Genomic DNA, 19,825 nt, shown 5'->3' with positions numbered 1-19,825 from the left:
TTTCAGTTTTGTTTGTGTTTAGAAAAGTTCTTCAATCTTTCTAAGTTCTGCCTTTAATCTGGTTAAATCCTGTGCAATGCAGGTTCTGCGAAAGTTGTTTTTGCAGCTTTTTCCCTCACGGGTAAGCTTTTCAATTTCCGCTTTGCGCTTTGTAATTACCTCGATTTCGTTTCCTTCTTTTGCATCCTTATAATCTCTTTCAAATTTTGTCATTTTATGTACCTCCGTTTGTGTTTTTCCCTTTCGGTAGTACACATATTACCGCTGAAAGCACTATATATCCACTCAATTCTCGGCATATACTACACAATCTTTTAAGCGGAAAACTGTGTATTTTACGGTTTTATCCACGCATGGAGCGATGGATGGTTTCGAGGATTTCTTCCTGCTCAGATGGCTTTACACCGATGCTCTCCAAGGCTTCTCTGGTGCCGCAGTCCGGGCAGATGAGGGTCTCGCTGTCTGCCCTCGAAAGGGCAGGCGCACCGTGGTAGGCTTTTCCGCAGCGTGGGCAGATTTTAAGTTCAGCGATTTCTGTTTTCATATCCAAATGCCTCCTCTGATTTTAGCTGTGCTTCTGCAAGGAAATGTTCATCAAATCCAAAGCTGATGTACCCCTCAAGGCAGATACTCACATAGGCGAGTGACGGAACTCCGATGCTCCGCTCCTCGTGCATAATATACACGAAGCAGTCGCGGATTCTGGTCTTGCCGGACTTGATGCCCTTAATCGGCAGCTGCATCTCCTTCTTGTAGTAGAAGGTGGGGAAACCCTCGTAGCGGTCAAGTGCCGCTTCATTCTCATCGGTCACCGACCAGACGGCCACGGGAACACTCGCTCCAAGTTTGGATTCAATGGTAAGGTATGCACCTGTCTGACTGCCTTTGAAAATCAGTTCATAATCCTTCATTTCTGCTGTTCCGATGATTCGTGCCGATGGGCATCTCATCCGCATCTGACGGATGTTTAAGTTGCTGCCGTAGGCAAGGTAGTATCGTTTCTTCATAATGGTATCCATCCTTTCCGAAGGGGTTACCCTTCTACCACCTTAAGACCGCCGAAGCGGTCGGGGTAAGGTGGCAGGAGGCTAACTCCTGCGATTCCTTCAAGCGGCTCTGCCGTTTCTGAAGGCTGTATCTCCTGCCAGTCTCTTGGTAAGGATATCTCTTGCCGTCTTGAACTCCTCTCCGATGAAGCCGAGTCGGAGGAGCCAAGTCCTCATGGCGTATTTAGGATTTTCATTCTGCTGTGGCTTGGGGCTGGCAGTCTTTACCGTTTTCGCCATCTGGCTCAGTGCAAGGCAAAGCTGAATGTAGCTTTTCAGCTGTCCGGCATGAAGTCCGTTCAGCTTGCCGTCTGCTGGGGCATCGAACTGGAAAAGTCTGAACTCGATGGTCCCTTTGGTAAAGGTCGCATGGTAGTTAAGCATATGGTAGCGGCTGTCATTGTAATGGTGGTCTCTGCCGTAGTTGGCTCCGTTTGAGGTGTACCAGATGTCTGCAAGTGCCGCCATCGTCTTCGGCTTTCTCTTGTTGACCTGCTCCAAGAACCGTGGGTCAACTGTTCTGCAGTAGCGGTGCATCCTTCCTCTGTCGAGGTCAAGGGCATCCGCTATCAGGCTTTCATGGCTTGCCATGATGTTCGCAAGGTTTCTCATGGTCTGTGGGGTATGCCCGTTTGCTCCGATGTGGATGTGGACTCCGCAGCCCCTTGTGGCATCGCTTTTCGCTCCTGCGTGGCGGAGTTTGCGGATAAGTTCCTGCAAGGTTTCAATGTCTGCGTAGTGAAGGATTGGGGTTACCAGCTCGCATTTCTCGCTGTCGCAGCCTGCAATGCTGACATCCTTTTGGAACTTCCACTCTCTGCCGTCTGTATCCCAAGCTGACCAAGTGCTGTAGCCGTTGCGTCCGGCTGTGTTCTCGTATCTGCCTGTTCCGAAGTAAGTGGCTGCAAGCCTTGCTGCCTTATCCCTTGTGATGCCGTTCATCTCGACCTCAACTCCGATGGTCTGTTGTTTCATTTCTTCAACCTGTCTTGTGATTTTTTCGTTCATCGTATGTACCTCCGTTTGGTGTGTTTTCCTTTTGGTAGTACACATATTCGCTCTAAAACCACATAATAGCAAGTCATTTCAGCGATATATACTGGACAAATATCTGCCCTCATGAAGCCGCTAAAACTGTGTATTTTATGGCGGTTACTCCTCATGGATTATCCTGCAGCTGTCCTCGCCATAGACTACATGGAGTCCGCTTCCGTTGTCCCAGCGAACCATGATGGCGGCAGTATCATCCACACCCCATACAGTTCCTTTTGTGCCGACTGGCGGAGCCTGCACATCGTCCATCTGCACCAGCTCCACTCTCGTTCCTGCGGGGTACTGACTGCGTACCCGCTCCACAATCTCTTTACTCGGAAATCTCATCGCCTGCCGCCTCCTTTTTCAAACCGCTCTTGAATGCACTGCTGCCCGTCAGATTCTTCAGCAGGATTTTTCGGTCTGCCTTGTACTCGGCACCCACAAATCCCAGCCGAAGGAGCAGGCATCGAAATGCGTATTTTTCATTCTCCACCGCTTTTTCCATGTTGGAGATGCGTTTCTGCTCCCGGCTCATTTTGCAGAGGGCTGCAATGAAGTCGGTGTAGGCTTTGACCGTTTCTGCATCCAAGCCGTCTGAAAACCAAGGGAAGGAAATCTGCTCCTCTGTGATTTCAATCGGAAGTGCGCTGATTCCCAGTGCCTTTTTGATAAGGCTGTCCTTGGCTTCCAAGAGGTTCGTAAGGTTGCCGACCAGCACCTTATCAAGCGGCATTGCCACTGTAAGCCCCACGGTTTCGCCCTGTGGCTCGATTTCCGGCAGTCCGTATGCAGGCGGGCAGTCCTCCAAAGGCTCCTCACAGCCCATTTCCGGCTGGGGTTCATCATATTCGGAACTCTCGCAGTGAAAACCTCTCTGGTCAAGTTCCTCAAGCACACGCTCGATTTCCTCGCTGTCTGCCGTGTCATTGAAGGTAAGGTTGCCCTCACGGGTCACGGTAAAATAATCCACCGTGTATGCGTAGGTTGGGGTTTTCATGTAGACTGCTTTCGCCCCTGTGATTTCTTCCAGTGCCTTTACAAAAGGCTTTCTGTCGGTAATGTTGTAAATAACTTTCATGGTAAGTACCTACTTTGTTTGAAGCCAACTTACTTGGCTTTTGGTACATACATATATCACTCTAAAGGCGATAAATAGCAAGTCATTCTGTAGGAGAATATCTCACAATAAAAAGTCCGGGAGTTGTGAATAGTACACGATGCTGGAAAGCACGAATACCACATTTAGAAGTGCCACTCCGTTGCCCCACATCTTATATTCCGCAGAATCGGAATGCGGGTCTTTCAGCCATTTGATGATCTGTTTTTCTGTCTTTGGCTTTGAGGAAGTCCCCATGATATGACGATGGGTTTCAAACACCTCCCTCCACCACTTGATTTCTTCCTCGGTCGGTTCTGCCGTGCCAAGGTCACTGCACCACCAGTCCGGGAATCCCTGCAGCCTTGCACATTCCGTAGGGGTCAGCCTGCGGACAATGTACTCCGGCATCTCACTCACATCATTTACGATGGGCGGGTCTTTATAATCCGTAGCCACCAGTGTGTTCGCCAGCTCTTCCTCCGCAGAAGTAAAGAAGGATGCCTTGCTGGAGGAATAGACAGGTGCCGCCACGGCACTCGGCCCCTGTGCATTCAGCGTGGAATTGATGCCGTTCTCCGAAATGCCCATCTTTCTCGCATAATTCTGACCGCAGTTATAGCTTTCACGGTCAATGGCATACACCACTGAGTGTTGTTCGATGGTATTCAAGGTATACATGACATCGGATTCCTTATAGCCGTCACCCTTGTGTGATGGTCTGCTGCCATTGCCCTCCACCACAACAATGCCGCCTTGATTGCAGGCAGGGTTGCCGCCGTTGGCATCAATGCATCTGGAAGTATCTGCTTCGTAAAATCCACTCTTGGGATTGTCCGACTTCATGGAATTGCTGTCCTTGGAGCAGATGCCGTATGCCTTTGGTACAAATAGTGTCTGGTCATTATTACAGCCGAGGGTGGCAGATAAATCATCCTGAATCAATGCCCCTTTACCGCCGCCTTCACATCCACTTCGGATTTTCAGCGTTTTCGGTGTTTCCAGTACAAACGGCTGATTGTTGCCGCCAGTCCCATAGGTGGAACTGACCGTAGGAGCCTGTTCCAAAGGACCCGTGTATCTCGTGTCCTGACTATGATTTTCAAAGACCAGCGGAGGATGGTTTGACTCTGCACGGAGAGTGCAGGTCATGCCCTCTGTTACATCCATACGATTGCCGCCTTGGTCATTTAAGCAGACTGTGCCTGCCGCTCCAGTGCAGCCTTCAAAATTTCCGGCAGTTCCTTGCCACGGGCAGATGCCCTTCGGAGGATACCCTGACACGCTCTCTGACTCAAATAGTATTTTTCCGGCACATTGGCCTGCAAAATCTGCGACAAGGTAGATGCGTTTTCTTCTTTGGGGAACTCCCCAATACTGCGCATCAAGCACTCGCCATGCAAGGGAGAACTGCTCTCCCACGATTTCTCCTGCATTTGTCCATTTTCCAGACTGAGGAACAGAAATGTGTTCGTCTTTGATTTTGCAGATTTCTTCGAGGACTGCCTTGAAGTCTTCGCCTTTGTTGCTGGAGAATGCGCCGGGGACGTTTTCCCAGACCACAAATCTTGGATACTTGTCATTTGTCTTACACCTCATTTCCTTCACGATTCGCACCGCTTGATAGAACAGGCTGGAACGCTCACCGTCCAGCCCGCTTCGTTTGCCCGCTACCGACATATCTTGGCAGGGGCTTCCGAATGTGATGATGTCCACTGGTGGAACTTCCGCACCGCTTAGTTTGCTGACATCACCGTAATGTGTTATCTGCGGCAGCCTTTTGGTGGTCACACGAATAGGAAAAGGCTCAACTTCCGATGCCCACAAAGGGGTAATCCCGGAAATCAAGCCTCCCAGTGGAAATCCGCCGCTGCCGTCAAACAGACTTCCCAGTGTTAAGTTTTTATTCTCCATCGGCTCTGATCTCCAAATCCTCAAATCGAATGGTCTTGCCGTCACGGATAACAGATACATTATCCGCAGCACCGACCTGTTCGATGTAGCGTTTTACGATAACATCGCAGTATTTCTCATCCAGTTCAATGCAAAAGCAGATTCTGCCCAGCTGTTCGCAGGCAATAAGTGTTGAACCACTGCCGCCAAACGGATCGAGAATGATGCAGTTGCTCATACTGGAGTTCTTAATCGGATAGGCAATCAGCGGAATTGGCTTCATGGTCGGATGGTCACCATTCTTCTTTGGCTTATCAAATTCCCAGATGGTGGTCTGCTTCCTGTCGGAATACCACTGATGCCTGCCTTTCTTCTTCCAGCCGTAAAGGCACGGCTCATGCTGCCACTGGTAGGGACTTCTGCCAAGCACAAGGCTCTGCTTCTTCCAGATACACGTCCCGGACAGATAAAAGCCTGTATCTGAGAATGCCTTTCTGAAATTCAGTCCCTCGGTGTCCGCATGGAACACATAAATGCTGGCATCGTCTGCCATTGCCTTTTCCATGTTCAAGAACGCATCAAGCAGGAACTGATAGAACTTGTCATTCTCCATGTTGTCATTTTGAATCTTCCCGGCACTGCCTTCGTAGTTGACGTTGTAAGGCGGGTCCGTTACCACAAGGTTTGCTTTCTTGCCGTCCATGAGAACCGCATAGGTTTCTTCCTTGGTGCTGTCCCCACAGATCAAACGATGATTTCCAAGCAGCCACACATCACCGCTCTTGGAAACAGGCGGTTTCTGCAATTCCTCATCCACATCAAAATCATCATCCTGTGCATCATCGTATTCTCCTGCGAAAAGTTCAGCGATGTCTTTTTCATCAAACCCGGTCAGGCCCACATCAAAGGACTCTGCCTGCAAGGCTTCAATCTCCACGCGCAGTAGTTCTTCATCCCAGCCCGCATCCATCGCCATACGGTTGTCAGCCAAGATATATGCTTTCTTCTGTGCCGGAGTAAGATAGTCCACAAATACACACGGAACTTCCTCGATGCCTTCTTCCTTTGCTGCGAGGATACGTCCATGCCCTGCAATCACATTGTATTCCCGGTCAATAATGACGGGATTGATAAAACCGAACTCGCGCAGGGAGGAGCGGAGCTTCGTAATCTGCTGTGCGTTATGGGTTCTGGCATTGTTCACATACGGCACCAATTTGGATACCGCCACCAACTGCATTTCCGTTGTCGTTTTCGACATAATCCGACACCTCCTTAGAACAGACCCCATTCGGCAAATTTCTCAAAGCCGCCAATGGAGTCAATGTAATCTCTCGCCTGCGCCACAATATCCGCATAAGGGATACCGTCCACCTCACTGTCACCAATCGCACAGACCAGATGAACAGGCTGTCCTGTTTTCTGTGCTTTCAGGAACGCATAAATATTGACGGACACATCAGCCTTAGATAAATCCTTGCCGTGCAGTCCGCCGCCTGTTACGGAATCAGCCATATCAGAACCCAGCTTGCGGTTCGTGGCTCCTGTATCCACATCCGTGCCGCCAGTCCAGCCGCCGAGCGGATTGATTTCTGCTCCCGGATATGTGTTTTTCAGTTCCTCTGCATCGGTATTGCTCTGACAGATAATCAGGCGGATACCGTCAAGAATGTACTTTCCGTCTGTGGGATGCTTTTCATAAATACTGTGAGCAGCCACAGACAGTTCCTTCTGTTCTGCCGTCAGCGGCATTCCCTTGAAGATACCATTATCTCCGCAGCGAACACCGTCCGCTTGATTATCCGAAAGATGTACATCCTGCGGAACAATCACAATATCGGTTTCCACATCGCCTGCGATACGGGCGATGGCATCACAAATATCTGCTTCATACAGCTGTGCCGTGGTTTCGATAATCGCATGACACCTGCCATGTCCAATCAGCACCTCCACAGCAATTTTCGGATTTTCCTCGGCTCTGTATGCCAAGTCCACAATCGCTCCTGCGATGCGGTCTGCCACCTTATCCGGGTGGCTCGGATTTACTTTTTCTATCATGCCGTCACATTCCTTTCCTTGCACGGAGCAGACGCTCCATCACATCATTCTGCGGTGCTTCATCGCTGTATTCGGTATTGCAGTTTTCCTTCACAATCTGGAATATCTCATTCCACAAACGCACCGCTTGGTTCATATAGTTAATCCCGATATTGATGAATGGGGAAGGGATAGGCTTCTGCGTTGTCGGATGCTTGGAAAGGAAACCAAGTTTGCTGGTCATTTCCTCACACTGAATCCAGCGGGCGGATGCCATCGCATACCGTTCCAAAAGCTGACTGGATACCTTGGCACTGCATCCGATGCTTTTCAGCCACGCCCATGTTTCTCTGTATATATCAGCGGCCTGCAGTTCACTGCCGTCACGCTGTTCTGCGGATAGGAAATCGTGAGGTTTCGGCATCTCCACACCCTCGATGTCTGGGATGTCCAAAACCTCCAGCTTTCTGCCGCCCGGATTCCCATTCTTCGCTTTTTCCTTCACAGGAGATTTCTTACGGCCGGCTCCCGGTCTTGCACCGCCACGGCCGCCGATGTTGTTCGATTTTGTTGGCATTTTTTCTCACCTTCCTTTATTACCCTTTTGAAATCGCCTTTTCTCTGCACGAAGGGGGGCGCCGTTTTCCCGGTATTGGACCCGCAGAGATTCAGACCACCCCTCCCAGTCAGTTCCGTGCGTTTCTGTCACCCAGCTCTGCATGGATTTTGTTATGACAGGAACGGCAAAGGCTCATCAGATTGCTTCGCTCGTGTGTTCCGCCCTTGGATACAGGCACCTTGTGATGCACCTCATCCACGGGAACCAATATCCCACGCTCAAAGCACTGTTCACAGAATGGATGCTCCCTGACATAGCTGTCACGGATGCGTTTCAACGCTCTGCCATACTTGCGGCGTACTGACGGGTCACGGCTGTACGTCTCGTAGCGTTTGGCTTCCATCTTCCTGTGTTCCTCGCAGTATCTGCCCTCACATAACCTCGGACATCCGGGATAGGCACAGGGCTGTAATGGTTTCCTTGGCACTCGGCTCACCCCCTTTTTGGCATAAGAAAAGCCCTGCAGGTCGGTGTGACCCACAAGGCTCTCTACGGCTTTTCCCGTTTATATTTTTTTGCTTTTCGCTATTATAATAATATCACAGGTGCTTACTCTCATTCTATCACATTAACTCTCATGTTCCGGCGGCACGATGATTTCTTTTAGTGCCGCACTGTGCATTCGGTGTATGTGCTGCATGGAATAATTCATATCCACGGCAATTTGCTCCCATGAGATAAAGCACAGGTATCGTTTTTCCAACAGCGTCTGGTATTCAACATTTGGCACGGCTTTTATAACACCCATGATTTCACGCTTCAGTTCTACAAGAGCATTGATATCCATATTGATTTCTTCCTGCAAAGAAACAATCTTGATTACGGCATCTGCCATCTTGGAACCGCCACGGTTTGGATTTCTCGGCATATCACTGATTACAGCGGAACAGCTTGTAGCTAAATCATTTAAGGATTCCACCTGCTGAACCTTGGAGTGAATACGCTCATCCAGATATCGTGCCTGCAATAAATATTCTTTTTCTGTCATATCCTTACCTCCGAAATTTTGTATTCCACTCGGATTGGCTTGGATTGTCATAGGTTGACTCTGATTTTCAAATTGAAGTTGTCTTGTGGTCTTGAATTGTAACACTATCACGATTTCCCACAATTATTGTTTTGCCAGTCTGATAGTGTCACAATTCACACAACGAAAACATCATTTTTTCATAGATTGGCTTTTACGGTATCAATCAAGGCAGACTGGGAAGTGTCCTTGGTTTTCAGTGCCTTGATAATCCTCTCGTCAATGGTGCCTTTTGTTATGATGTGGGTAATGACCACGGTTTCTGCCGACTGACCCTGCCGCCAGAGTCTGGCATTAGTCTGCTGATATAATTCCAGCGACCATGTGATGCCGAACCACACCAAGGCAGAACCTCCGCTCTGCAGGTTCAGTCCATGACCTGCAGATGCCGGATGTATCACCGCAACAGGGATACTGCCGTTATTCCAGTCAGCTATATCCTTTGCGGTCTTGATTTCTCTCACATCAAAGCGTTTTCGGATACGCTCCAAATCGTGACGAAACCAATATGCCACAAGGACAGGCTTCCCGTTTGCCGATTCGATGATATCCTCCAATGCATCCAGCTTTCTCTGGTGTATCTCCAGAACACTCTCATCATCGGAATAAACTGCTCCGTTTGCCATCTGGGACAGCTTGCCTGTCAGTGATGCTGCATTGGCGGCTGTAATCTCTCCATCCGGCAGCTGAAGGATGAGGTCTTTTTTCAGTTCCTCATATTTTTTCTTTTCCGCTTCTGACAAATCCACCTCCAACTTTGTGCTGATCAGTTCCGGCATTTTCAAATGGTCAGTGGACTTCATGGAAATCGTAATATCCGAAATCTTATCATAAATCTGCTGTTCGGCATTGGGCAGTGGCTTATAGCTGTAAACAATCTGACCGTTCCTCTTATCTGGGGAGAAGTAGGCGGTTCGGTACTGACCGATGAACCTGCCAAGCCTTGCACCCATATCCAGAAGTTTGAACTCTGCGAATAAATCCATCAGACCGTTGCTGGAAGGAGTGCCTGTCAGCCCCACCATTCTTTTTACCTTTGGCCTTGCTTTCATCAGTGCCTTGAACCGCTTGGACTGGTAATTCTTGAAGGAGGACAGCTCATCCACAACCACCATATCAAAATCAAATGGGATTCCGCTTTTCTCAATAAGCCACTGCACATTCTCACGGTTGATGATGTAAATGTCCGCCTGTGCCTTCAGTGCTGACAGACGCTCCGTTTCAGAACCCACCGCCACCGAATATTGCAAAAGATGCAGATGCTCCCATTTTTCGATTTCGGCACTCCATGTAACAGAAGCCACACGCAGGGGTGCAATAACAAGAATTTTGTGAATTTCAAAGCTATCAAACAGCAGATTGGAAAGTGCTGTCAGTGTAATGCTCGTCTTACCAAGTCCCATATCAAGTAAGACTGCCACAATGGGATGGGTTTCAATATAGTCAGCTGCAAACCGCTGATAGCTATGTGGATTGTACTGCATCGATAATCCCTCCAATCTGCTCCTCGCTGTCAAGGACATACACACGAAATCCCAGACGACTCAGTAATCTGTGCCTTGCCAGCTGCAAGGGTCTTGGTTTTTCTCCCGGTGCTTTTACTTCCACAAAGGCGAACCTGCCATGTGGAAGAAGAACCAAGCGGTCTGGCATACCATCGAAGCCGGGAGATACGTACTTCGGACATATCTCGCCATGCTTTTTTACCGCTGTTACAAGTTTCTGTTCTATGATTTTTTCTCTCATATTTCCTCCTAAAAAATGACAACATGACAAGTATGACAGCATTTCCTATATAATCCTTACGTGCGTATAGACATACACTCATATCAATAATTCATATATTTTAATCTATATATAGTAGTTGTCATAATTGTCATACGAGGTCAAAAAATCCTTTGTTTATGCCGTTTTACGGCTGTGACAACCTTTCATACATTCTCTGCTGACCATACAACGGTATCTTTTTTCGTTTGCCGCTTTTTCCCCACCCCTCGATCTTCATCATAATAGCCGCTATCGCATAGGAGTCGGATGCTTTAATGGCAGACAAACTGCAGCCGAAACATTCGCACCAGATTTCCGCATTACTTACCTGCGTTCTTTCCACAGTACCAGCTTTCGTCCCGCCGAAATCATCGCGGCTTAAAAAGTTCTTTCGCTCAAACAGACTCATGGCATCCCAGTTATCCGGGAGCAGTGTATTCAGATAATTCTCCACCAGTCCCTGTCTTTCATCTGTTTCCATTGCCTGTCTCTGCTGCTCCTCTGCAATTACGGCTTCCTTACCCTCAAGGAACAGGTTCTCACCCTGCTTATACAGATAGAGAACTTCCGCCCAAATTTGCGATACCTCATCGGCTTTTAACTGCCACGATTTCTTAGCGGAATCACCACATACATTCACAGGCCAAAAACGGCGATTGCCCGTAATATCACGAAGGAATCCATTCTCCGCATTGGTAGAACCGACCACAATACACTGTCTCGGATGGCTTTCCACCACTCTGCCATAGGACGGGCGGTAAATATCATCGGTGCGACTTAAGAAGGATTTGATGGTTTCAATATCCACCTTTTTCATTCCAGCCATTTCTCCCAGCTCCAGAATCAGAAATCCCTGCAGTTTCTCCGCACCTGCTTTGTCCTTCATATCTGTAAGAGTCAGACTATCGGAAAACCAACTGCCCGCCAGTTTGGAAAAGAAGGTAGACTTGCCGATGCCCTGTGCGCCCACCAAGATTAAGGCACTATCAAACTTGATACCCGGATGATAGGTTCTTGCCACCGCTGCAATCAGCGTTTTTCGTATTGCCGCTTTTGTGTAGGAATTGTCCTCTGCACCAAAATAATCAATCAGCAGATTTTCCACTCTTGTTACACGATCCCATTCCGGCAGATTCTCAAAATACTCCCTTGCAGGATGGAAATGCCTGTCCTCTACAATTTTCGTAAAAGCCACATCGTGATTGCGGCTGGAGAAGGACTGATATTTAATATCAATGAGTGCCTTCATCTGTGCAGTATCTGCATCCCGCCAGAACTTGTTGTCCATAGGACGCTCCCACGGCACCGTGCCTGTGATTTCAATCCTTCCCGCCATTTCGTTATATGCGATATTGGCAAAGTCAGGATCATTATTTAAAATCAGCATCAGATTCCACACACTGTTTTCAAGGCACTTGCTTCTCGGCATATAGCGGAGTTTTGACCTCCAGTCCGACTCATCTGCAAAGTCCTCGTCTATCTGTAACTGCCTTTCTTCCAAAGCACGGAGTTTCACTTTTTCCTGCTTCATTGCAAATTCGCACATACTCTTGAATGATTTATTATCATCATCGCCAAATTTATGGATACGGACGATATCAAAGGCATTGCACAGCTTTAGGTAGGCAGGGTCTTTGGCATGGTGGCTGTAGACGAACTTTCCGTTCTCCTTGATTTCCACACCTGCCATACTGCTGGATTCAATAAGATGGTAGCGGATGTCCGTGTCGGTCGGCTCATAAATGTTGGAAAGGAACTCATCCACAGCAAGGTTCACAGGGAAGTAGACCCTGTTGAAAAGACCCACCACACCTTCTTTTCCAAGCGGATCCTGCACCTTTTTGAAACTGGCTGTATTTGCCTTGCTCTCCCTTGATGAGGTAGGGAGTCTGGTAGGATCTGTCCATTCCGGGTGCACCGATAGAATCTCATCCGGGTCAAGCCAGTCCTTGTCGATTTCCTTATACACAAATACACCGTTTGACGGAGTGCTTGGCCAGTACATCAGCTGATTCGGCTGATAGGAGCATTCATCAAAATAATCCATGCCCAGTGACTGTGCCAGATACCGTGCCACCGCTACATATTCCTCGGAGGTCACATCCCTTGTAAGCGGGAATACCAGACGCACTCTCGGATTTTCATCTGTATGGCTGTGGGTAGTGTAAAGGGCAGAGGTGTAGGGTGCATTCTTCTCGTAATCCTTCAGAAATTCCGCATCGATTCTATCTCCATCCAGCGCCACCATAGAACGGGACTCCACGGTATCAATCTTTCGTCTGCCGCCCTTCAGTATCCCGGCAACGAAACCTCCGTGGTCTTTTACGGCATCACGCTGTGCCTTGGTAAACTTGGCATATTCCTCCGCCGAATCCGAGGTTCTGATGGTTGTTTTCAGACGTTCCTTCAAATCGGCAAAGCGGATGGTCTTATTGCTCCACTGCTTTGCCGTCCTGCTGTTGCCATAGGCAATATTCAAATCACGCATCAATGTTTACCTCCTTCAAATCACTGCCGAAATATCGCAGTTTGTAATTTTTTCTCTTGGCTCTCCTGATTTCAGCATTCATTCCGGCTGATATTGTTTCTCCGAACACCCACACCTCGCTGCAGTGGCTCATCAGCACATTTCCGAAATGCAGCCCCAGTTCACGTTCCGTTAAATCGTTATCGTTAAGAAACTGCGGAAACAGCAAATGCGGAGCAATGGGGATATACCCCTGCTCCACAACAAAACGGCTGTACTTTCGTGCATTTGCAATGTTCCCGGCAACATTTCCCGAAAACGGGGAACATACATACACCATTGGTCTGTATGCTCTTGCCGCCCTCGTTTCCTTTTCAATATTGGATAAGGCACCGCAGGCGGTTGGATCAGGATAGCCTTCGCTGTTATACCTGCTCACACCCACAAGGCTTACCTCCCATTATTTTTCTGCTGCAGTTATCGCACATCACCGCCGTACCGAAAAGGTCAATCTCGCCATCAGCAAACACCTCTGCAAGGTCAACCTGCACCTCCGAGCCGCAGTGCGGACAGCGGCAGAAAACATTCTCATCGTTAATTTCAATGGAAACTTCCATCGCATCATTCAGCTGTTCTTTCACATAAAACATACTTATTTGTCCTCCTCTAATTTGGTTTTGTACCATTCCAGATGGCGTTTGCGGTCTTCATAATTTGGAAACGCCACAAGCAGTCCAACATCGACCTTCTGCAAAGTTTCCAGCATATCAATCTGTTCCTTTGACAAGTACGGTCTGATGCTTTTGCCCTTTTCAATGCCGTTTGCAAGTCTGAACTGCTTTGCGGTCATATCCAGCACAATGCGGTTTAACATATCGCATTCGTTGCTGAAATGGTAAGGCTTCGGAGTATCGTGGAGCAGCTTAATGTTTGCCGTAAGAAGCGGAAACTCCTGTCTTGCGGAAACCAGTGTTTTGATGAATTTATTCATCTCATTGAAACGCTTAATGTAGAGTTCCTTAAACTTCATAGCCTTTGTGCCTGTATATCCCATAACTAGCATCGTGAATCCGTCACGGGTCATTTGATAGCACGGAAGTTTTCTGCCCGTAGCATCGTGGTATTTATCAGCTGCGAAATTGCCTTTTACAAACTCCTCACTCAACCCAGATTTGGGGGCAGTGATTTTTGCAATATCTCTAAGAACATGGTCATGCCTTTTCTCAAAGAAATCTGCCACAAACAGGCTGTCCGCCCTCGCTGTGTCATGAGCATCGGCAAAGATGCCGTATTCGTCTTTTGGTATCAGTTCTTTCATAAAAATACCGTCCTTCCATAAAAGTAGGGTCTTGCCCTCTGATAGTGAAAGGACAAAACCCTAAACTTTAAGAACCGTATTTTTAATCTTTTTTATAGAAGCTGCATTCATACCCGTCCGCACGGAGCAGAAGCCCTGAAATCCAGGGCGGAGTCCTGCCCATCTGCTCACACACCGCATCAAGGGAAACTCCCGTGCTGCACTCAATAATCAGTTCATCATGAACATGACCGCAGATAAAGCAGTGGGACAAGGTTCGCATAGCATAAGCAAGAATGTCACGACTGATTGCCTGCACGATATTCTCCACGAACTTGGGACCGTAGCTTTCGATGCGTTCCCATTTCTTCGTGCCGCCCACACCTTCGTAAGTCACAGCCTCACCGCCGAAACGATTCTCTCCCATGCGCGGTTTCACATAGGAAAGCCGTCTGCCGCTTGGCAGCTGAATGAACAGCATCCCGCTCTGGTAGAAAAAGCGAATGCCGTGTGTCTCCGTGGTCACTCTGTTTTTGACAGTATCCTTCACACAGCGGTCAACATCCCACCAGAAACGCACGATGTTAGGATTGGCGGCTCTCCATGAATCCACCAGCGGCTGGAGTTCTTCCTCCTTAAGTCCCATATCCAAGGCACCCATCGCTTTTAATGCGCCGACCGAACCGCCGTAGCCAAGCGCCAATTCTGCGATTTTGCCCTTCTGACGAAGATGCCCGTTGACACCATGCTTTTCAACAGGAACACCGAACATGGCAGATGCCGATGCACAATAAATGTCACCGTTATTCTGAAAGACCTCGCTTCGCCAGCTTTCCTTGGCAAGGTACGAAAGCACCCTTGCTTCAATTGCAGAGAAGTCCGCCACCACAAATTTCATCCCGGCTCTCGGCACAAAGGCTGTGCGGATGAGCTGCGACAGAGTATCCGGGATATCATCATATAAAAGTTCCATTGCATCATAATTGCCGGACTCCACAAGACCACGAGCCTGTTCCAAATCCGGCATATGGTTCTGGGGCAGATTTTGTAGCTGTATCATTCTGCCTGCCCATCGGCCGCTGCGATTGGCCCCGTAAAACTGAAACATTCCTCTCGCCCTGCCGTCCTCACAGACTGCATTCTGCATCGCCTGATACTTCTTTACAGAAGATTTGGATAACTGCTGCCGCAGGGTCAGAACCTCCGCCAGTTCCTTGGGAGCAGTCTTGACCGCCTGTGCCACTTCCTTTTTCCCAAGGCTGTCCATCTCCAGACCATTATCCGCAAGCCACTGCTTCATCTGCACCACAGAGTTGGGGTTATCAAGGTCAGTCAGTTCCTGCATTTTTTCTGCCAGTTCCGCTTTGGACTTCGCATCAAAAGCAATGGCATTCTCCACCACATCCATATCAAGGGCAATCCCACGGTCATTGATTTCTTGGTCGAGATGGTATTCCTCCCACACGAAATCCGGCACAGGATATTTTTTCAGTCTGTCCTGTATGGACATTTCCACTTCAACATCCCGCTTGTTATAGAACTTGAACAGATTCCACTTTTCCATATCATGCTCCGGCAGATTGCGTGTCCTGCCGCCATTGACCTTAGTCGGCTTGCAGGGAACACAGAAATATCGGATGAGGTCTTTGCCTTCCTTCAGCTTCTGTTCTTCCAGCCCAAGCACCGTACCGGCCCCGGCAAGGGATAATGGCAGTCCCATGTATGCCGACCATATCATGGAGCATTTCCACGCCGCCGGGTCAAGATAATCTCCCACTGTATCCTCATTTATGCTGTAGCTGCAAAAGCACTGTGGGTAGTTCCTTTGCAGCCACACCGAAAGACAGACCCTCTCGAAAGCCGCATTGAATGCCCATTTGGGTACGGTATCATCCGTCAGTGCCGTAATAATATCCATCGGCAGTTTCTCTCCCTGTGCCAGATCATAAACCGTGACCTTACCGCCGTTGACTGATACACCAAACAGCAGGACTTCAAAGTTAGGGGACTGGGCATATTTATAGACCCCGCACTTCTGCAAATCCACATCGCTGTAACTCTCAATATCAATCGAGAGTGTATTAATTTTTCCCATATTGTCACCATCCTTAATATAAGCAAGGCGGCGAAGAATGCACCTCCGCCGCCCGCTGTCATTTACTCTGCCTTATTAGCAGACTCTTCATTTTTCTTACGCTTTTTCTCCTTGCGGGTGTCAATTGCACACTTGATGATGAACCCCACATTTGCAATGAAGGTACCCATCACAGCACCGAAACACACGGAAAGCATCAAATTCTGAACTGTAGTCATAATAATCCGCCCTCCTTATCCGAGAAAATCTTCATCAGCTTCGGTTGCAAAGTCATCCTCTGCACGGCTCTTTCCGCCAAGCGGCTCTCCGTCTTTCATTTTCTGAAGATTGTTCAGACCGCAGGCAATACCCTTATTGCCGTTGGAGTTGAAGGCATAGAAGTTGATGCTGGCACGACCATACACACCGCTGTACACCTCGCTGCGGTCGATGATAGGCTGACGGTCTGCATCTACGATGCCCGGTGCAGATGCACTGTTGGCATTGACGAAATAGCAACCTGCATAGGCTTCATCATCAGGTCTTTCGAGATCGCCGTCACGAAGTGGAGTCTTAAGTACAGAAAGTGCAGGCACGGTCTTGCCATTGCCCTTCAGTTTGGATTGACCTTCCTCATAGGCAGACTGGATAGCCGCCTTGATTTTGTTGACCGTTGCAGTATCATCCTTCGGGATGATAAGACTCACGCTGAACTTCGGTGCGCCGCCGTTGATGGATTTCGCATCCCACACATTTGCATAAGACCAGCGGGTGTTTACTCCAGTGATAACCTTGGTAGGGTTGGTATAATTCTTTGACATATTATTTGTCCTCCTTAAAATCGTTTGCTGCTGTATTCATTGCCGGACGCTTGTCCGACATAGGAACTAAAGTTGGCTTGCCCTGCGGTTTTTCAATAAACCCGGAGAGCAGTTCTTCAAATCTTGTCTTGCCGAGCAGTTTAGTCATTGCCGTAATCCCCAGAACCTTATGTTCAAATGGGTCATATCCTGCTTCCTTGACCGTATCTGCCACGGTTGTTTCATTTACATATTTTCTGTTGGAGCGTCCTTCGACAATCTTCCAGTCTTTCCACTCCTTACCGCTGACTGCCTGTTGCAAAGCATATTCCTTAATATCGCCCGCCCAAGATACCAGTGCGTCTACTTTTGAAAGAATGGCCTCTATCTCATCATCTTCAAGTGTGGAAGGCATCTCAAAATCGTAGCGCGCAAGTTCAAGATTGTATTCGGCTCTCTTTCGGCAGGTAGCTTTTACCTTACAGAACTGGCAGTGGTCTCCGGCTTTGTATTCACCCTCGCCCTTTGCCGCCAGCTGTGCTGTGGGACTAAGCACCTCATCCGCCCATTCCAGAAGTTCTTCCTTGGAAATGGTGTATGTGCTGACTCTGTCCCTTCTCGGCTGGAAGATGGTCATGGTCACCGAATCAATATCGTAGATGCCGTCAAACAGCTGTAAGGCTCCCAGTGCATAGCACATCATCTGCGGATTCTTTTCGGCTTCTACCAAAATTCCGACACCGTACTTGAAATCAATCACGGTAAGGGTTTCATCTGATACGATGACACAGTCCCCGGTGCCAAATCCCTCCGGCACCCATCTGGAAAAATCGAGATGCTGTTCAATCAGAACAATGGGGTCTTTGCACTTTTCCTTTGCCGCCGCAAGCTGCTCCATCACATACTGAGCATACATATCGGAGCAGTCTGCCATTTCTTCATCGAAATACTGCAAATTCTCCGTAGGGTCTTTTGACTTCTGTCCCAGTGCGGTTTTCAGCTTATGTTCGCAAAGGCTGTGGGCATCGGTGCCCTGCATTGCAAACTCACTGGCTGTATCTCCTGCCTTGGAACAGAGCAGAGCCGAGGGTGGGCATTCCAGCCACCTGTGACTGGAAGATGCTGATAATACTGCGTGGCCCAGGCCAGCCTCTCTTGCACCTGCGGTGCAATTCACCTTCTGTTTATCCGGCATTTCCAAGCACCTCCACTTCTGCAAGCAGTGCTTTGTATTCCGCCGGGTCTACCTCGGACAGCTTCTCTGCACCATGCTTTGTGAGGACTGCCTTGACCTCTGCCGTATAGCCTTTGCGAGATTTATCCGCACACACGGCTCGGACATCTTCCAGCGTGAGTGCCTTTTTCTCCGGCACTTCCGGCCTAGACTCCTCGGCGGCTTTCTTTTTTCCAGCACTCTTTTTTGCAGTCTGTTTTTCCTCTTCCGCTGAACCGCTGAACATATCAGCCAGCCCCTCCGAAATGCCAATTAATACTTGGCCGCACTTTTTGAGTTCATCAACGATCATGGACAATTCGCTTACTTTTCCCATTCGGACTTCCTCCTTCCATATTCACTTTTTCATCGCCGCTGACTACTGAAAGCCTGTCAGCAATTCGTTTTGACACGACACTGATTGCAATAAGTACATCAGATAACTCTCGGTCGAGTTCCTGACTTTTGCATCCGTCCGTGCCTGTCCTGCATCGGTTTGTCATACATTTCCGTCCTTTCCGAGGTGCTTCGTTTGCCCCTCTGAGAGTGAAAGGACATCCTCGGCTGTTTTAAGAACCGCAATTTCAAAAAAAATATAAAAACCTGCTCCACCACATACTGCTGTGATGGAACAGGCAAGGAAGTTATTCCTTATTTATAGTCCTGCAGACAGGTGCGGAGCTTCAGCAGGATTCTCTGCTTACGCTTACCGACACCACGCTGACTCATACCGACAGCCTGTCCGATTTCCGCTTCACTGTGGTTTGTGCTGTACATCTCCATGATGGTACGGTCGATTTCTTCCAGCCCATCGAGAGCCGCATACAACTCGTCAATCATAATCTGCTTCATAACATCGGCTTCAAGGCCTGAAGTGTCAGCGGCTTCGTACTCGTTTTCTTCGTACATCTTATCCAGCGATGCCATAGGCTCCTGTCTCTGCTGACGCTTGTCCTCACGCCAAAGAGGACGCATATATTCGTAATACTGCTCCTCGGTCACGGGAATCATAATAACCTTCTTAGGTTTGTTTCCGATTCTCATCCATACCACATCCGCCGGGTTGATACCGAAATCCTTGATGGTTTCCGGGGTTACCTCCATAGGGATGTAGTGCTGCTTGTTCTCACTGCTTGTCTGTAGATTTTCAAATTTGTCCATTGTGTAGACCCTCCTTCGGTCTGAAAACCGAAATGAGGATCCACACTGAACTTCCCATAATCATTGGCCATAAGAATGAAATCCTCATTTCTTAACTGGCCAACCGTCCCAGTGGGTTGACTAATATTAACTTGTGTCCGTTTCGCCGTTCTGGGCACCGCTGATCAGGCGATGAACATTGAAACGGGGGTGTATAAAAGCAAGAATTGCTCTTGCCACACTAATGATACTCTTTCTGTGCTTTTTGCCCGTTGAACATAGTTCAATGGGCAAAGCATTGTATTTACCAATCA

At 48.5% G+C, this 19,825-nt stretch carries 24 protein-coding genes; all 24 read right to left on the bottom strand.

What is annotated here, in order from left to right; translation table 11 throughout:
- Nucleotides 1–18 precede the first annotated feature (18 nt).
- The 24 genes from RWV98_RS07085 to RWV98_RS06970 all read right to left on the bottom strand — a co-directional run bounded on the left by RWV98_RS07085 (nt 19) and on the right by RWV98_RS06970 (nt 19,532).
- Nucleotides 19–213, bottom strand: a complete 195-nt coding sequence (locus RWV98_RS07085) for a hypothetical protein (RefSeq protein ID WP_317864808.1) — start codon at nt 211–213, stop codon at nt 19–21.
- A gap of 130 nt (nt 214–343) precedes the next feature.
- Nucleotides 344–544: a hypothetical protein gene (locus RWV98_RS07080; RefSeq protein ID WP_317864806.1), complete on the bottom strand. Its 201-nt coding sequence runs from the start codon at nt 542–544 to the stop codon at nt 344–346.
- Complete coding sequence (locus RWV98_RS07075; RefSeq protein ID WP_317864804.1) at nt 525–1,007, bottom strand: gamma-glutamylcyclotransferase family protein; 483 nt, start codon at nt 1,005–1,007, stop codon at nt 525–527. The genes RWV98_RS07080 and RWV98_RS07075 overlap by 20 nt, the downstream gene beginning before the upstream one ends.
- Before the next feature lie 99 nt (nt 1,008–1,106).
- Nucleotides 1,107–2,054, bottom strand: a complete 948-nt coding sequence (locus tag RWV98_RS07070) for an amidoligase family protein (RefSeq protein WP_317864803.1) — start codon at nt 2,052–2,054, stop codon at nt 1,107–1,109.
- A gap of 144 nt (nt 2,055–2,198) precedes the next feature.
- Nucleotides 2,199–2,426 (bottom strand): DUF4314 domain-containing protein, encoded by a 228-nt coding sequence (locus tag RWV98_RS07065; protein WP_317864802.1) that lies wholly within the window; start codon nt 2,424–2,426, stop codon nt 2,199–2,201.
- A complete protein-coding gene (locus RWV98_RS07060) occupies nt 2,410–3,159 on the bottom strand; it encodes a virulence protein (protein ID WP_317864800.1) in 750 nt (249 codons plus the stop codon). Before RWV98_RS07060 ends, RWV98_RS07065 begins: the two co-directional genes overlap by 17 nt.
- A 102-nt stretch (nt 3,160–3,261) precedes the next feature.
- Nucleotides 3,262–5,091 carry a DNA cytosine methyltransferase gene (gene dcm / locus RWV98_RS07055; RefSeq protein ID WP_317864798.1) on the bottom strand — a complete coding sequence of 610 codons (1,830 nt, stop codon included), beginning with the start codon at nt 5,089–5,091 and terminating at the stop codon, nt 3,262–3,264.
- Nucleotides 5,081–6,331, bottom strand: a complete 1,251-nt coding sequence (locus RWV98_RS07050) for a site-specific DNA-methyltransferase (protein WP_317864796.1) — start codon at nt 6,329–6,331, stop codon at nt 5,081–5,083. The genes dcm and RWV98_RS07050 overlap by 11 nt, the downstream gene beginning before the upstream one ends.
- Nucleotides 6,332–6,345: 14 nt before the next feature.
- Nucleotides 6,346–7,128 carry an S-adenosylmethionine synthetase N-terminal domain-containing protein gene (locus RWV98_RS07045; protein ID WP_317864794.1) on the bottom strand — a complete coding sequence of 261 codons (783 nt, stop codon included), beginning with the start codon at nt 7,126–7,128 and terminating at the stop codon, nt 6,346–6,348.
- A gap of 4 nt (nt 7,129–7,132) precedes the next feature.
- Nucleotides 7,133–7,684, bottom strand: a complete 552-nt coding sequence (locus RWV98_RS07040) for a P27 family phage terminase small subunit (protein WP_317864792.1) — start codon at nt 7,682–7,684, stop codon at nt 7,133–7,135.
- Nucleotides 7,685–7,793: 109 nt separating this feature from the next.
- On the bottom strand, nt 7,794–8,153 hold the full coding sequence (locus RWV98_RS07035) for an HNH endonuclease signature motif containing protein (protein ID WP_317864790.1): 360 nt from the start codon (nt 8,151–8,153) through the stop codon (nt 7,794–7,796).
- Between the two features lie 141 nt (nt 8,154–8,294).
- The gene (locus tag RWV98_RS07030; RefSeq protein ID WP_317864788.1) at nt 8,295–8,714 is read right to left on the bottom strand and encodes a DUF1492 domain-containing protein; all 420 of its coding nucleotides are present in this window, start codon (nt 8,712–8,714) and stop codon (nt 8,295–8,297) included.
- A 179-nt stretch (nt 8,715–8,893) separates the two neighbouring features.
- Nucleotides 8,894–10,237: a DEAD/DEAH box helicase gene (locus tag RWV98_RS07025; RefSeq protein ID WP_317864786.1), complete on the bottom strand. Its 1,344-nt coding sequence runs from the start codon at nt 10,235–10,237 to the stop codon at nt 8,894–8,896.
- A complete protein-coding gene (locus RWV98_RS07020) occupies nt 10,218–10,499 on the bottom strand; it encodes a VRR-NUC domain-containing protein (RefSeq protein WP_317864784.1) in 282 nt (93 codons plus the stop codon). The genes RWV98_RS07025 and RWV98_RS07020 overlap by 20 nt, the downstream gene beginning before the upstream one ends.
- 166 nt (nt 10,500–10,665) lie before the next feature.
- Nucleotides 10,666–13,008, bottom strand: a complete 2,343-nt coding sequence (locus RWV98_RS07015; RefSeq protein ID WP_317864782.1) for a virulence-associated E family protein — start codon at nt 13,006–13,008, stop codon at nt 10,666–10,668.
- Entirely contained in the window at nt 13,001–13,432 is a 432-nt protein-coding gene (locus RWV98_RS07010) for a DUF7768 domain-containing protein (RefSeq protein WP_317864780.1), read from the bottom strand. Before RWV98_RS07010 ends, RWV98_RS07015 begins: the two co-directional genes overlap by 8 nt.
- Nucleotides 13,413–13,637, bottom strand: a complete 225-nt coding sequence (locus RWV98_RS07005) for a hypothetical protein (RefSeq protein ID WP_317864778.1) — start codon at nt 13,635–13,637, stop codon at nt 13,413–13,415. The genes RWV98_RS07010 and RWV98_RS07005 overlap by 20 nt, the downstream gene beginning before the upstream one ends.
- A 2-nt stretch (nt 13,638–13,639) precedes the next feature.
- Nucleotides 13,640–14,305: a Rha family transcriptional regulator gene (locus tag RWV98_RS07000; RefSeq protein ID WP_317864776.1), complete on the bottom strand. Its 666-nt coding sequence runs from the start codon at nt 14,303–14,305 to the stop codon at nt 13,640–13,642.
- An 82-nt stretch (nt 14,306–14,387) separates the two neighbouring features.
- Complete coding sequence (locus RWV98_RS06995) at nt 14,388–16,370, bottom strand: DNA polymerase (RefSeq protein ID WP_442872119.1); 1,983 nt, start codon at nt 16,368–16,370, stop codon at nt 14,388–14,390.
- Between the two features lie 71 nt (nt 16,371–16,441).
- Nucleotides 16,442–16,597, bottom strand: coding sequence for a hypothetical protein (locus RWV98_RS06990; protein WP_317864772.1), 156 nt, complete (start codon nt 16,595–16,597; stop codon nt 16,442–16,444).
- A 15-nt stretch (nt 16,598–16,612) separates the two neighbouring features.
- Complete coding sequence (locus RWV98_RS06985) at nt 16,613–17,179, bottom strand: DUF2815 family protein (protein WP_317864770.1); 567 nt, start codon at nt 17,177–17,179, stop codon at nt 16,613–16,615.
- 1 nt (nt 17,180) lies between these two features.
- Nucleotides 17,181–18,353: a DUF2800 domain-containing protein gene (locus tag RWV98_RS06980; protein ID WP_317864768.1), complete on the bottom strand. Its 1,173-nt coding sequence runs from the start codon at nt 18,351–18,353 to the stop codon at nt 17,181–17,183.
- A complete protein-coding gene (locus RWV98_RS06975; RefSeq protein ID WP_317864766.1) occupies nt 18,343–18,708 on the bottom strand; it encodes a DNA ligase in 366 nt (121 codons plus the stop codon). The genes RWV98_RS06980 and RWV98_RS06975 overlap by 11 nt, the downstream gene beginning before the upstream one ends.
- A 314-nt stretch (nt 18,709–19,022) precedes the next feature.
- A complete protein-coding gene (locus RWV98_RS06970; protein WP_317864764.1) occupies nt 19,023–19,532 on the bottom strand; it encodes an RNA polymerase sigma factor in 510 nt (169 codons plus the stop codon).
- Between the last annotated feature and the right edge of the window lie 293 nt (nt 19,533–19,825).

Origin of the sequence: Agathobaculum sp. NTUH-O15-33, from assembly GCF_033193315.1 — a bacterium.
Lineage (GTDB): Bacteria > Bacillota > Clostridia > Oscillospirales > Butyricicoccaceae > Agathobaculum > Agathobaculum faecihominis_A.
This window is presented reverse-complemented; position numbering and strand designations above follow the sequence as displayed.